General features: G+C 72.6%; 13 protein-coding genes and 1 pseudogene. 6 read left to right on the top strand and 8 right to left on the bottom strand.

Annotation, left to right across the window (positions count from 1 at the left end; translation table 11 throughout):
* Both MF605_RS00890 and MF605_RS00895 read left to right on the top strand, forming a co-directional pair.
* A pseudogene (locus MF605_RS00890) lies at positions 1 to 206 on the top strand (IS256 family transposase); the annotation flags it as partial.
* 77 nt (positions 207 to 283) lie between these two features.
* The gene (locus tag MF605_RS00895; protein ID WP_242821219.1) at positions 284 to 622 is read left to right on the top strand and encodes a DUF3800 domain-containing protein; all 339 of its coding nucleotides are present in this window, start codon (positions 284 to 286) and stop codon (positions 620 to 622) included.
* 171 nt (positions 623 to 793) lie between these two features.
* On the opposite strand, the gene MF605_RS00900 is transcribed toward MF605_RS00895, so the two are convergent.
* Positions 794 to 1,666 (bottom strand): Ltp family lipoprotein, encoded by an 873-nt coding sequence (locus MF605_RS00900; protein WP_242821220.1) that lies wholly within the window; start codon positions 1,664 to 1,666, stop codon positions 794 to 796.
* A gap of 496 nt (positions 1,667 to 2,162) precedes the next feature.
* Positions 2,163 to 2,378 (bottom strand): type I restriction-modification system subunit M N-terminal domain-containing protein, encoded by a 216-nt coding sequence (locus tag MF605_RS00905; RefSeq protein WP_145950689.1) that lies wholly within the window; start codon positions 2,376 to 2,378, stop codon positions 2,163 to 2,165.
* A gap of 258 nt (positions 2,379 to 2,636) precedes the next feature.
* On the opposite strand from MF605_RS00905, the gene MF605_RS00910 reads away from it, so the two are divergent.
* Positions 2,637 to 2,864, top strand: a complete 228-nt coding sequence (locus tag MF605_RS00910; protein ID WP_242821221.1) for a type II toxin-antitoxin system RelB family anti-toxin — start codon at positions 2,637 to 2,639, stop codon at positions 2,862 to 2,864.
* Between the two features lie 90 nt (positions 2,865 to 2,954).
* Here MF605_RS00910 and MF605_RS00915 read toward each other — a convergent pair whose 3' ends face one another.
* On the bottom strand, positions 2,955 to 3,812 hold the full coding sequence (locus MF605_RS00915) for a transporter substrate-binding domain-containing protein (protein WP_134416075.1): 858 nt from the start codon (positions 3,810 to 3,812) through the stop codon (positions 2,955 to 2,957).
* Positions 3,813 to 3,972: 160 nt separating this feature from the next.
* Between MF605_RS00915 and MF605_RS00920 the strand changes: the two genes are divergently transcribed.
* Positions 3,973 to 4,800: a hypothetical protein gene (locus tag MF605_RS00920; RefSeq protein ID WP_134416073.1), complete on the top strand. Its 828-nt coding sequence runs from the start codon at positions 3,973 to 3,975 to the stop codon at positions 4,798 to 4,800.
* Between the two features lie 9 nt (positions 4,801 to 4,809).
* Here MF605_RS00920 and MF605_RS00925 read toward each other — a convergent pair whose 3' ends face one another.
* Entirely contained in the window at positions 4,810 to 5,085 is a 276-nt protein-coding gene (locus tag MF605_RS00925) for a DUF1540 domain-containing protein (protein WP_041102637.1), read from the bottom strand.
* Between the two features lie 327 nt (positions 5,086 to 5,412).
* Between MF605_RS00925 and MF605_RS00930 the strand changes: the two genes are divergently transcribed.
* Positions 5,413 to 6,174 carry an OBAP family protein gene (locus MF605_RS00930; RefSeq protein ID WP_044658517.1) on the top strand — a complete coding sequence of 254 codons (762 nt, stop codon included), beginning with the start codon at positions 5,413 to 5,415 and terminating at the stop codon, positions 6,172 to 6,174.
* Positions 6,175 to 6,344: 170 nt separating this feature from the next.
* Here the strand turns inward: MF605_RS00930 and MF605_RS00935 are convergent, their stop codons facing one another.
* The 4 genes from MF605_RS00935 to MF605_RS00950 form a co-directional block, all read right to left on the bottom strand.
* Positions 6,345 to 7,526, bottom strand: coding sequence for an NAD(P)/FAD-dependent oxidoreductase (locus tag MF605_RS00935; RefSeq protein ID WP_134416071.1), 1,182 nt, complete (start codon positions 7,524 to 7,526; stop codon positions 6,345 to 6,347).
* A 112-nt stretch (positions 7,527 to 7,638) separates the two neighbouring features.
* Entirely contained in the window at positions 7,639 to 8,592 is a 954-nt protein-coding gene (locus MF605_RS00940) for a WcbI family polysaccharide biosynthesis putative acetyltransferase (RefSeq protein ID WP_134416069.1), read from the bottom strand.
* 183 nt (positions 8,593 to 8,775) lie between these two features.
* A complete protein-coding gene (locus tag MF605_RS00945) occupies positions 8,776 to 10,155 on the bottom strand; it encodes a glycosyltransferase (protein WP_230282006.1) in 1,380 nt (459 codons plus the stop codon).
* Entirely contained in the window at positions 10,152 to 11,264 is a 1,113-nt protein-coding gene (locus MF605_RS00950; RefSeq protein ID WP_134416065.1) for a glycosyltransferase family protein, read from the bottom strand. Before MF605_RS00950 ends, MF605_RS00945 begins: the two co-directional genes overlap by 4 nt.
* A gap of 165 nt (positions 11,265 to 11,429) precedes the next feature.
* Between MF605_RS00950 and MF605_RS00955 the strand changes: the two genes are divergently transcribed.
* Entirely contained in the window at positions 11,430 to 13,436 is a 2,007-nt protein-coding gene (locus MF605_RS00955) for a glycosyltransferase (protein WP_134416063.1), read from the top strand.
* The last annotated feature ends 27 nt before the right edge of the window (positions 13,437 to 13,463 follow it).

Consider the following 13,463-nt stretch of genomic DNA (forward strand, 5'->3'; position numbering starts at 1 on the left):
CCGAGGCGGCGGTGAAGCTGCTCTGGCTGGCGATCTGCAACATCGAAGACAAACGCGCCGCCGAACGCGCTCGGGACCGGGGCAAACCCGCCGGCCAGCGCAAAGCCCAGGGCCGGCTCGTCGAAGGCCAGGCCGTCACGAACTGGAAGCAGGCCCTCGCCCAGCTCGCCGCGGCCTACCCCGACCGGATCAACCCCTACCTGTGACCACCCCGCTTACACAGACAAGTTGACACGCCCACATCTTCAGCCGAGCCGGCGACTTTCCGGAGATGCGGTGCATCGTGGAACCGCCCATGCACGTGGACAGTTCGCTGAGCTCCAACGTGCAGTTCGCCGACTGGGTCGCCGCCGCCGTCACACGCGCTGTCGATCACCAGCTCAACGACTCGTCCAAGTACGCCTGGGTCACCGACCCCCAGCGGCTGGCATCCATGAGGGGCAGCTTCACCTACGAATCCAAACTGCACCTGTGGAACCGCGGCGTGCAGGACATCAACCACTCTGAGCTGTTCCACCGCGAACGGCGACTTGCCCCGACCCCGCATGGACAGCTTCTGGGGGCCTCGGTGGACCCCGCGGCGGCGGAGAAGATGGCGAAGATCTGGCGCTCGGGACGCTAAGACCTGGCGCCGCTGCTAGAGATCACCCCCGCCCTGCGTCAGGCGGAACACAGCCCCGCATATTCTGGTCCTCCGCGGGCTGCGGAGGACCAGAATATGCGGGCGGCGGGTGGACCACCTGGCGACACCGTTGCCGACGCGTTCATTCAACGCGCCGGGCATGGCCGGGCGTCACTGGGACAGGTTGTCGATCGCGTACTGCGCCTGGTCGGGCGTGAACTCCTCGCCGTACTCCGAGACCAGTTGGTCGTAGATCGCAGACGGCGACATGTCCATCATCTCCTGATAGCTCTTCGCTTTGGCCAGCGCATTGGCATTCCAGTCCACGTCCGTCATGTTGTCGATCGCGTACTGCGCCGCTTCTGGTGAGAACTGCTCACCGTACTCGGAGACCAGCTGGCCATAGATGCCCATCTTGGACATGTCCATGTTCTCTTCGTAGCTGTACGCCTTGCGAAGCGCCGACTGGTACTCCATCGGCACATCCCCGGCCTCATGCTCGGCTGCCGCTTCCGTCTCCTCCGAGAGCGTCGGCGTGGGCTCAGGGGTGGGCGTGGGCTCCGATGCAGGAGCAGACCCCGCAGTAGGGGTCGAGGTCGACGATGCAGCCGGCGTGGAGGATGCGCCCCCGGACGCGCCGTCCACCTCCAGCGCCGCATACTCCGGGATGCGGTTAATGATGGGCGTCATGTTCTCAACGAACCTGTTGAGTTCCTCACCGGGCTGGTAGCAGTCGGTGGCTGCACCGGTCACAGACTGCACGATGTCCTGCATTGGCATCGTGTACCTGCCACCGCCCGACTTCACAATGCGCTGGATCTCCTCAGGCTCGGCCATCAGACGGTCCAAGGTGTCGCGATACTTGGGATGGGCGACCGCGCGCAGCTGATCGCCCTGCTCCACCAACCCCGCCACGCGACGATCCCTATCGCTCATGACGAGGTCTTCCATGTAGAAGTCCACGCTGAAGTCCAGGACGTCTAACGCCAGACCACCGCGGTTGCCTGCCAGCTGTTCGCACGTCTCGGTCGCCGTCAGCTGCATGGGGCTCTCCGAGGCGGCGGGCGTCGGCGACACCGCCGAAGAAGACGAGGACGATGAGGATTGGGAGCTAGACGGCCCCGGTCCCTCCTGACCGGAACAGCCGGTGGCCACGAACAGGAGGGGCAGGAAGAGGAGGAGTCGCTGAGCGCGCATAAGAAAACTCTCCGTGACTGATGTGCGAGCCTCGAACCAAGCGCTCTTGCGGCTGAAATGGGTGCCAGTGAGAGTCTGTCGAGGAAGGGTGAGAAGGCCCTCAACTGCATATTGTGCACAGCAACGCACCCATTGAGCGACACACCGAGGACATGTGAGAGTCGAGCAGGAATGCTCATGTCGCGTTTCCGCGTCGGAAGGGTGAACGGCCACTTCACCTGCCACAGCCGCATCACCTGCCACAGCCGCACTTCACAGCCCGCGGCTGGAGGGGTGCTGCTCGCAGCCCTGCGAAGGGGATCATCTCGTGATTTCTCGCACCCCCACCCCGGACGATGTCGAGTCAGTGCTCGCCGCCGTCGAGACCATCCCGCCAAGCCTGTTCGATCACTACGAGGGATCCCGCGAGAACGAGCCGGTGCGGGGCCATGACCGCCTCCATGCGGCGGAGGATGGTGAGCGGAAGGACGAGCGTGCCGTGTTGATTCGGCTTGAACACGCCCCGGAGCTGATCCGCGATCCCCCACACGAAGTTCGAGAGGTTCTGGGGAGAGGGCATGGTGGCAGAGCCTTTCGGAGCACGGCGGTGTGGCAGTCGCCCTCATTCTGGCACTGAAAAGTCGCACGCCTGATGCCTGAGAGCCGGGTTCCGAAGAATTCTTCGGATGAGGAGGCCGGCACCTCTTCGACCGACCCCGGAGGCTCAAATCCGAAGTTCTCTTCGGTTTCCCATGTCGACTCGCCACCGCAGCAGTCGAACGTCACCGATTCCGAAGAATCCTTCGGATTTCAACTGCCCATCTGCCACGCTGGAGCCGTGGCCACCGCACGCGCAGTCTCCTCCGCCGCGGCGCTGATGAAGATCAGCGATCGCGTCCGCGCCATGCGTAAAGAGCTCCTGCTGACCCAGCAGCAGCTCGCAGACCTGGCAGGAGTCTCGGATGCGACCGTCCGCCAGATCGAGCGCGGCACCGGCAAGAGCACCCTGAAGTCAGTGCTCTCCGTCATGGAGGTGCTCGGCCTCGAGCTCGAGGTCACCGGTTGACGACTCCCGCACTCGAGGACCTGAAGCGCGTCACCGCCTCGGACGTCTACAAGGGCGGCGACCCAGCGGGGACGGGATCGCCCTTGCGGCTCAGTCCTCCAGGCTCAGCTCCACGTCCCCGACCCACGGCTCCGCGAATCCTTCGTACGTCCCGTCCTTGAGCGCGATGGCCAGCCACTGGTCCACGTAGTGCTTGAACACCTCGTCGCCCTGCGGGAGCATGTACCCCTTCTGGAAGTAGTCGAAGGGCTCGTCCGGGTTCGCGGCGCACAGCTCGGGGTACTCGTGGTCGATGTAGAGCACCTCGGAGCGGTCCGTGGTCATCACGTCCGCCTCGCCGGCCGCGAGAGCGTCGAACACCGTGAGGTTGTCGTGCGTCAGCAGCTCGCCCTGCGGGTAGTGCTCCCGCGCGAACTTCTCGTTGGTGCCGCCTTCCGGGAAGATCGACCGCACACCCGGCTGATTGATCTCCGCCACGGTGTCGTACTTCTCGACGTCCTCGCAGCGGGTGATCGGCGTCTTGCCGTCCTCCTGCGTGGGCACGGTGAAGTACACCTGCTCGGCGCGTTCCGGGTTCAGGGAGATGCCCCCGACGGCGACGTCGCACGCCCCCGACGTGTAGTCGTCCATGAGTGTCTTCCAGCTGGTCTTCACGAACTCCGGCTCCACGCCCATGGTCTCGGCGAGATCCCGGGCCATGTCCACGTCGATGCCCTTCCAGTCGCCGCTCTCGGTCTGCTCGGTGAAGGGCGGATAGTCACCGGTGGAGCAGACGCGCAACGTGCCGGCCTCCTTGATGCGTGTGAGCGCGGAGTCGGCGACGGTGGCGGTGGCAGGTTCCGATGAGCTGCCCGCATCCTGCGCCGTGCCGCAGGAGGTGAGGGTGAGCGCCAGGGCGACGCCGAGGGCCGCCGTCGTGAGTCGGTAGTGGGTAGGGCGGAAGGTCATGATCGGCTGGCTCCCTCGACGACGGCATGTGAGTCCCGTCACCGTAGCCCAGCACCACACGCCCCCACCGCCCCGCGTATGACAAATACACAACACTCACCTTGCGTATCTCACTGAGGTGTGCCTTACTGGTTCTCGGACCCCCGCCGGAAGGACCCCCATGGCCCACGCCTCCACGCACCCCGCTCATCCGCTGCCGCCCGTGGCGCCCCGTCGCCTGCTGCTGGCCCAGCGGCTGCTCCGCGGCGAGGGCTCCGTCGAGGTCACGGCCTTCCGCGCCGGCGAGACGCTCACAACGGCCGTCCACGGCGTGAGCGCGGACGGCCGCCTCGTGGTCGCCCACGTCCCCAACCTCCTCGGGTCGCTCGGCGCGTTCCACACGCTCGCGCCGCTGGACGTGCGCGTGGACGTCCTGCGCGACGCCCTGGACCTCACGCTCCCCACCCGCCTGGCATCCGTGCATCTGCTCGGCACCCTGCGCTGGTGCCGGGACTCGGCCGAGGTCGCGGAGCTGAAGCTGCGCGGTCGCGTCGCGGACCTCGTGGCCGACGTCGGCCCGCGGGTGCGCGTGGGCGTCGTCGAGACCCAGCGGATCCTGCTGCACGACGTCGACGGCGTCGCCGTGTTCTGCCGCCACACCCTGCCGCTCACGTCGCGCGGGCTCGTCGACCAGGCCGAGCTCGCAGACCTGGCGGATGACGTGCTGGGCACCGCCCCCGAGGTGCTCGCGGACCTGGCCGACGCCGTCGCCCTGGGCCTGCTGCCGGGCGAGAGCACCCCGTTGCAGGTCGACACCGAACCCCTGTCCGAGTCCCCCGCCCACGCCCTCGACGTGGACGAAGCCGGGGTGACCCTGCTGCGCGTCCGCGACGGCGAGGCCGCAGCGGTGCACGTGGCCCTGCCCGGTGCGGGCCGGCTCGATCACAGCCCCCGGCACGCCTGGCGGCGGCTGCTGGACGCGATCCCGGCGCGGGTCGCCCACCCCTGAGGGGCGGCGTCAGTCGATCGTGTAGGTGGCGCAGGTGGCCACGTCCGTGACCTCGATGCCCTCGGCGGTGCAGGCGAGGTCGGCGTTGTAGGTGCACTCGAGGCGGTGGCACGCACCGACGGTCGAGGCACCCTCGGTCACCGGGCGGCGGACGTCGAGCTGGACGAAGGTGCCGCAGCCGGGCGTGCGGTCGGAGCCGGCGACGGTGATGGCCAGGGCATTGCAGGACGACTCGGCATTGAAGGCGCAGGCGCTGGCGGCGCAGGTGCGGACGGCGGTGGTCATGGCGTGATCCTCCCGGTTCGGGCCCGCCCCGGACTGGGACGGTGCTGCTGGAATCGAGATTACTCCGGCCCACGAATAGCACAAGAGGGGTGATCCTTAGTCGATAGACGATTAGCGCAAATGGATTTTGCGCATTGTCGCGTGTCGTATGGACCGACGTCGTGCCCGCCGGCCGCCCGGAATCTTCTGCATCTCTGGCCCTTCTGGCGACCACGCGCCCACTCAGAAGGGTCAGATGCGCAGACGATCCGCCGTCCCCGCCTCCTGAGCAGCCCCGGCAGCCCCGGCACTCTGGCCGAGTCCGCCCCGCACTCCTAGCGTGGGGCCATGAGCACCCATCGCCTGTCCTCCACCGCCCTCGGGTTCGCCGCCGGACTGGGCACCGCGGCCGCTGTCACCGCAGCCCGCAAGATCGCCCTCATGGCCGCCGTCGGGAAGGGCCACCCGCTCAAGCACCGCCTCCTGGACGCGGCATCCGGCCTGGTCCAGCCGAAGTACCCCATGGGCGCGATGAGCACCTACCTCAACGGACTGCACTTCTACGCCGACGACCTCGGCCGGCAGGTCGAAGCCAGCCACTTCTGCATCCACCTGCGCCACGACCTGCACCAGTGCGTGATCTTCGACCGCAACGCGCCGGACGCACGGCTGATCGGCATCGAGTACATCATCAGCGAGGAGCGGTTCCGCAGCCTCCCCGACGAGGAGCGGCGCCTGTGGCACAGCCACCACTACGAGGTGAGCTCCGGCGCCCTCACGGCCCCCGGGGTGCCCGAGCTGGCCGAGCACAGTTACTTCGAAGACCTCATCCACACCTACGGGAAGACGTTCCACACCTGGCAGTACGACCGGGACGACTTCCCGTACGGCATCCCCCAGCTGATGATGGGCCTCACCGGCGACGGCCAGGTGGACGAGGCCCTCCTGCGCGCCCGCGACGAGCGCGTGGGCGTGGACACCGCGGCCCAGCGACGCAACCGCGCGGACATCCCGGTCCCGGACGTGGTGCCGGGCGCGAACAGCTGGGAGCGCGGGCGGGTCGTGCAGACCACGCTCGAGGAGCGCCCGGTGCGGGGCCGCGACGACTGAGGGCGGCGTCGTCGGGAGGGCGCCGTTTCCCGAACGACAGCGGTGCGACACGCCGCCGTTTCCCGAACGAAAACGCTCGGCGGGCCGGCGCCGTCATCTGGATCGGGCGGGCGCGCCCCGCGAGGGACAGCACGTCCGCCGCACGTGTCGCGACAGCGAGAACGCTGGGCTCAGACCTTGCCCTTGAGCAGTCGGTGCCAGTAGATCCGGGGCTGGCCGAAGCGGTCGAAGGCCGCCGTGCTCTTCCGCGGCTTCGTCAGGTCCACGCCGGGGATCGACCGGTCCTCGGAGCCGTCGCGGACGTGCTCGTCCAGGACCAGCTCGTCCCGGCTGACCATCACGGGGATCACGGTGTAGCCGTCGTACTTCTGGAGCGGCTTCCCCGCGTCCGCGGCCTGGATGTTCTGGGCCAGGATCTTGACCTGCCGGCGCAGGGCACCGCCGGAGGGCCGTGTGCCCAGGGCGGCAGCGTCGCCCAGCGCCCACACGTGCGGGTGCACGGGATGCCGCAGGGTCGCGGGATCCGCAGCCGCCAGGCCGGCCCCGCCGTCGTCCGCCAGGCCCGCCTCGGCGATGAACTCCGGGGCCCGCACCACGGGCGTGATGTACGCGGCCGCGACGTCGGTGATCCGCTCACCGGTGTTGAGCACCACCTCGCGGGCCTCGTGGTCCACGGCGTCCACCTCTGCGCCGGCGTGCACATGGATGCCGTACCTCGCCACGGCCTCGGCCAGAGCGGGGTCGATGGTCTGCCGGTCCAGGATCCGGCCGTACGGGGTCACCAGGCGGACGTCCACGTCCGGCAGGATCCCCGTGCGCTCCCATGCCGCGCAGGCCAGGAACAGCGCCTTGAGCACGGTGCCGCCGCACGAGGAGGGCTCAGCCGGCACATTCGCCACCACACGGTCCCCCGCGGCCACACGCGACAGCAGCGCCCGGGCGGCGTCCACGTGCTCGGGCACGTGCGCACTCGCCGCCCATCCGGCGGCGTAGGCCTCACGCAGCCCGTCGATCGCACCCCACCACGGGGTCAGCCCCGGGCAGAGCACGAGGTGGCGGAAGCCCACGGTCAGCCCGGTGGTCGTCACCGCGGTCCGTTCCTCGGCGTCCACGGCCACGACGTGGTCCGGGATCCATTCGACCCCGTCCGGGATGACGGCCCGCATCGGCCGTTCGAACCGGGCCATGTCCGCCTGCCCGCCCGCCGCGTAGTTCAGCATCGGCCGGTAGCGGTGCAGCTGTTGGCCGTCGGCGATGGCGACCCGCCCCTGCCGCTTCCGCCGCAGTGCGGCGGCCAGGGACACGCCGGCGTTGCCGCCGCCGACGATCAGGATGTCGTACTGCTCGGTCACGTGGTCCTCCGTGGGGTGACGGGGTCAAAGGAACGGTACGGCCGCCCCCGCAGACGTGTTCCGCGGCGGACGGGACGTGCCGCCCATCCTCCACTGGGGGCCGGGGCCGGCGCTAGGCCGCAAGGCCCAGCAGTCGCAGCTGGTCGGCGTACTTGCGCATCCCGACCTCCACGGCCTGCGGGTTCTGCGCGTACCAGTCCAGGTGGGTCTGTCGCAGCTGCTCGGCCGGGATGGTCTGTCCGGCCACGGTCCAGTCCTCGGTCGGCTCGGCGTCGAGGTCGAGGGCCTCGACCACGACCGCCTCGAGGGGCGCGCGCACCCCGCCGAGGAGCACGCGGGAGGCGGGCACGGGCTGGACGGCGACGTCGCCCGGCAGGTGCCCGGCCACGCGCTCGGCCACGCGGGCCAGCAGCGTGTTGGTCGGGTGGTTCACGGTGTAGAAGCCGACGCCCCGCTCCGCCGCCACGAGGTCCGCCATGGACAGCGTCCCCTTCGCCTCCTCCCGCGCCCGCAGCGCCTGCACGGACGCGGCGGCGGCCTCACGGATCGCCGCCGGCGCCACCTGCCGACGACGGCCCGTCGCCGCCTCGGCCAGCACGCGCAGGTCGTGGTACGGCAGGACGGGCGGGTCCTCCCCCGGCCGCTCGGCCGCCCCGGGCGCGAACTTCCAGTTGCGGAGGGTGACCTGCCAGGGGAAGCGCGAGACGTCGTACACCACGGGGATCCGCACCACGGCGGCGTCCTCGGGCAGCCGGGCCACGAGCTGGTCCGTGCCGATGGGCATGCCCCGGTAGTCGTGGGGGATCGGCTGGGTGACGAGCGCCTTCACGCGCGGCAGCAGCCGCTCCAGGTGCTCGACCTCGTCCGGCTGGACCTCGAAGGCGGGCGGCACGCGCACGCTCACCAGGTCCGCCCCGTGCAGCGGTGTGCCGGGCTCCCCGCCGAGCAGCCGCCGGTACGACTCGCCCTGGCAGTTGCCCCACACCAGCAGCAGGTCGCCCTCGGGCAGGTCCTCGAGCCCGTAGAAGTGGCCATAGTGCCGGCGTCGTCCCTCGTCCTCGTGCACGTCTGCGTCCTCTCTCCTCAGCCGTCCTCGCGACGGATCCAGTCGACGCCCGTCTTCCCGAACCACCAGGCCAGGAACGCGGAGAGCGCCGCGAAGGCCAGTTCGTCCAGCTCGCTCATCGGTCCTCCCGTGCTCCGTCCTGTCCGCGATTGTGCCAGCCCCGCCCCGCGGGCACCGGCCCGCTCAGCCCCAGCCGCCCCACCACGCCTCGAGGTCCGGCACGGTGGCCACGGGCGCCCAGCCCAGCCGGGAGGCGGGCACCCGCCACACCCGCGCCGTCCCGCCCCGCCGGTGCCGCCACCGCGCCCGCGCACACGTCAGCACGGCGAGCACGGCCCGCTCGCCCGGCTCGGCCGGCTCACCCAGCACCTCCACGCGCTCGACGCCGGCCCGTTCCAGGCGCAGCAGCCACGCGGCGACGGCGTCCGCGTCAGGCCGGGCTCCGGCCGCGGCGGGCCGCAGCGGCACGTGCACGTCCACGGACCAGTCGGGCACCGACCGCACGGCGTCGAGGTCGCCGCGCGCCGGCGTCGGCGGCAGGTCCTCGGCCGCCGCCGCGCCGCCGTCGGGCTCGCCCAGCAGCCGCACGCGGGGGTCGCCGAGCGCTCGCGCCGCCGCCTCGTCGAGGCCGCCCACGACGCCGACCCGCGCCCCCGGTGCCGCGCACAGCACGGCGTCCACCGCCACCACGGCCGCCGCCGCGCCGTCCGCGCCCTCCGGCACCCGCACGCGCGCCTCGACCCGCAGCGGGCCGGCCAGGGACAGGCCGTGGCCGCGGGCCGTCGTCGCGGGGATGCGCGAGGCGAGCACGAGCGCCTCGCGGGCCTTCACCCGGGCGGCCTCGGCGGCGTCGCCGCGTCCGCCGAAGTCGGCGCCGGCCTGCCACGCCACGGCGTCCGGCGCGTGGCGCAGGGCCGCCCCCACGCGCCACAGCCGGTGCGCCAGCTCCCAGTCCTCCCCGCCGTAGCCCACGAAGGCGGGGTCGAAGCCGCCGGCGTCCTCGTAGACCTCGCGCGCCACCGTGAACACGGCCGAGATGACGTACCGGTAGCCGGTGGAGTCGGCGCGGCGCAGGTCGTCCGTGGCGCGGTACCCCTCGCGCAGCCAGGCCGGCTCGGCCAGGCGGGCGTCCGCGGGCACCTCGTGCCCGGGCTGCCATCCGTGCGCCCAGGCCCGTTCCAGCCAGGCCTCGGCCAGGTGCCGCCGCCGACCCACCACCGCGGCGTCCCGGGGCGCCTCGGCCACCGCCGCCAGGGCCGCGGCGAGGTACCCGGGCTCGGGGAGCATGTCCCCGTCGAGGAAGGCGAGCACATCGCCGTCGGCCGCCTCCGCCCCGAGCGCCCGGGCCGCCGAGGCGCGGAACCCGCGGTCCGGCTGGCGCACGGTCACCACGTCGAACGGCAGGCCCGGGTCCACCCGGGGCGGGACGGGCGAGCCGTCGTCGGCCACCACGAGCTGCAGCCCGCCGGTCAGGCCGCGCTGGGCCGCGAGCGCGGCCGTGAGCCGGTCGAGGTCCGCCTGGGCCCGGTAGTAGGGCACCACCACGGAGACGGCGGCGCTCACGTCCACCTGTGCACGCGGCGGAGCACGTCGAAGAGCATCCGCGCGCAGTCCTCGGCCCCGGGCGAGAGGTCCACGGCGGGGTCGAGCCACGTGCGCTCGGGGTCCTCGACCGCCTCGGCGATCGCCTCGGCCATCGCGAAGGCCGGCGACCCGTTCGGGTGCGCGAGCCGCAGAGTGCCCGGGCGCAGGCGCTCCATCTCCTCCGTGTAGCGGCCCGCGGAGGCGATCGCCCGCCGCCCCACCGAGGTCCACGCCGCCAGGGACCCGGACGCGGACACGTTGCGGTGCGCCGCGAACGGGATGCCCGCCGAGAGCAGGGCCGCGTCCGCGAACTCGTCCGGCACGAACCCGGTGACGCGGAACTCCAGGCCGCGCGCCTCGGCGTCGCGGGTCAGCTCCGCCACGAGGTCGTCATGCCCGATGCTGACGGGTCCGAGCGCCGTCAGCCGGCGCGGCGCCCCGGAGTCCGGGCCCCACTGGCGGTGCAGCTCGGTGAGGGCCTCCAGGGCGAGGGCGTGCCCCTTGCCCGGGTAGACGAAGCCGAAGAGCACGAGGTCCCGGTCGAGGCCGGCCATGCTCTCCGGCACCACCGGCTCGGCGCGGGCGGCCGCGGCCCGGCGGTCCTCCACGGGCAGCGGGACCACGTCCGCGGCCACGTCCACCAGGTCCGCCAGCAGCGCCCGCTCGTGCTGCGAGGAGACCACGACGCCGTCCACCGCCTGGGCGAGCCGCGCGTATGCCTCGCCGCGGCGGCGGTAGCGGCCGTCGCCCTCGGCGGGCTGCGGGATGTCGTGCAGGGTGAGCGTGGTGCCCTCGGGCAGGACGTCGACGAGCAGGTCCGCGGCGGCGGTCGCGGTGGGGCCGAACAGTGCGTCCGTGACGTCCAGGTGCACGGCGGCGCCCAGCGCGCGCGCCTCCTCCAGCACGGGCACGAGGCCCCGGAACGCCGCGACGTCCTCCGCCGTGAGCAGCTCCACCTCGGCGCCCACCCGACGGAGGGCGGCGGCGGTCTGCCGGCCATGGCGCACCACGCCGTGCTCCGGCGCGCCCACGGTCACGTACAGCACACGCCCCTGCGGCTGCGAGTCCACGTCCACGATCCCCTTCACCTGCGGCGGCGTTCCTCGACGCGGCGGCGCGCCGGAACGGACAGGATGCCGCTGCTCCGATTCTCCGATCCTGCCCTGACAGACTAGATTCCGCGACCCCCGACCCGGGACGGGGACACGCCGCCCGCGCGGCATCGCATCCCCCAGGTCAGGAGGCCCTCCCCCGTGAGCATCACCGTCCAGCACGTGCCCGCGCAGCACCCGTACACCCGCGCGATCCGCCCCCTCGACCCGGGCGCCGCGCCGGACGTGGAGTTCCTGCCGGACCCGCCGGTGCCGGGCGCGCCCGCGCACCAGTGGTGGCCGCCCCGGGCCCTGCACGCGGAGTGGCTGGCCGAGCACCGCCCGGACGTGCTGCACGTGCACTTCGGCTTCGAGCACTTCAGCCCCGCCCAGCTGGCCGCCGCCCTGGACGCGCAGCACGCGCACGGGGGCGCCGTCGTCGTGACCGTGCACGACCTCGAGAACCCGCACCTGACGGACCAGGGCCCCCACCGAGACCGCCTGGCCGTGCTGCTGGGCCGCGCGGACGCCGTGCTCACGCTCACCCCCGGCGCCGCGGCGACCCTCGCCCGCGACTACGGCGTGCGCGCCCTCGTGGTCCCCCACCCGCACATCGTCCCGCTCGAGGACCTCGTGGCGCAGGGCGACGACGACGCCCCCGGCGCGGAGCCCGGCCTGCTGCCCCCCGACGCGTCCGACGACGGCGACGGCGCGGCCGCCCCCGCCCGCCTGCTGGTGCACGCCAAGGACCTGCGCGCCCAGGTGGCCCCGGTGGCGCTGCTGCCGGTGCTCGCCGCCGCCGTCGCGACGCTGGCCGACCGCGGCGTCGACGCGCGGGTGACCGTGGAGGTCCAGGACACCGTGCAGGACGAGGACGCCCTGGCCGCGCTGCGCGCGGGCTGTGCCCACCACGGCTTCGAGCTGTGGCAGCACGACCGGCTCGACGACCCCGCCCTGTACGCGCTGCTGCGCGACGTGGACGTGTCCGTGCTGCCGTACCGCATCGGCACCCACTCGGGCTGGGTGGAGATGTGCCGGGACCTGGGGGTGCCGGTGGCCGTCGCGGACATCGGGCACATCGCGGACCAGTCCGGCGCCTGGTTGACCCCCGACTCGCTCGCCGCGTTCGACCCGGAGGACCCCGACTCCCTCGCCGACGCGCTCGAGACGCTGGTGCGCGCCCGCGCGCGCACGGCCCCCGCCGACCCGGCCGCCCGGGCCCGGCAGCGTCGTCGCGTGGCCGCCGCCCACGTGGCCGTCTACCGCGAGGCCCTCGCCCGGGCGCGCGGGGCGTTGCCGGGCGTGTCCGTGCTGGTCATCACGGGGCACCGGGACGAGCACCTGTCCCGCGTGATCGCCGGGCTGGAACGCTCCCACCGCCGCCCGGACCAGGTGGTCGTGGTGTTCATGGGCCAGCCGGACGGGCGCGTCCCGGCCACGGACCTGCCCGTCACCGTGGGGCACGTGGCCGCCGACGCCGGGCTGCCCCTGGCGCAGGCCCGCAACCGCGCGGCCGAGCTCGCCACCGGCGAGATCCTCGTCTTCCTCGACGTGGACTGCATCCCAGCCGCCGAGACCGTCGGCGTGCTGGCCACCGAGGTCGCGGCCCACCCCGGGTCCGTGGTGATGGGCCGGCCCCGCTACCTGCGGCCGGGCTGGACCCGCGACGTCGGGGAGGCCGACCTGACCTCGCATCGCGCCGACGCCCTGCTGCGCCGCCTCTCCGTGCCCCACCGGGCGCGCGCGCACCTGACCGCCGGGCCCTCGGACGAGTGGCACCTCGTGTGGACGCTGATCCTGGCGCTGCGGCGCGCGGACCTGGCCCGCATCGGCGGTTTCGACGCGGGCTTCACCGGCTACGGCGCCGAGGACACGGACCTGGCCTTCCGCGCCCGCGACGCCGGCCTGACGCTGCGGTTCAGCCCCGCCGAGGCGTTCCACCAGCACCACGGCGTGATGACCCCGCCGCTGCACCACCTCGAGGACATCCTGGTCAACGCCCGCCGCTTCCGGCAGGTGCACGGCCGATGGGCCATGGAGGGGTGGCTGCGCGCGTTCGCGGACGCGGGGCTGATCGCGTGGGACCCCGAGGGCGAGCGGCTCGAGCTGCTGCGTCACCCCACGGAGGCGGAGCTGACGGCCGCCCGCCGCGACGACGCCGCGTACTGAGGGGCGAGGCGCCGGGGGCGTGCCGGA

The sequence above is a fragment of the Micrococcus luteus genome, from assembly GCF_022664405.1.
GTDB lineage: Bacteria > Actinomycetota > Actinomycetes > Actinomycetales > Micrococcaceae > Micrococcus > Micrococcus luteus.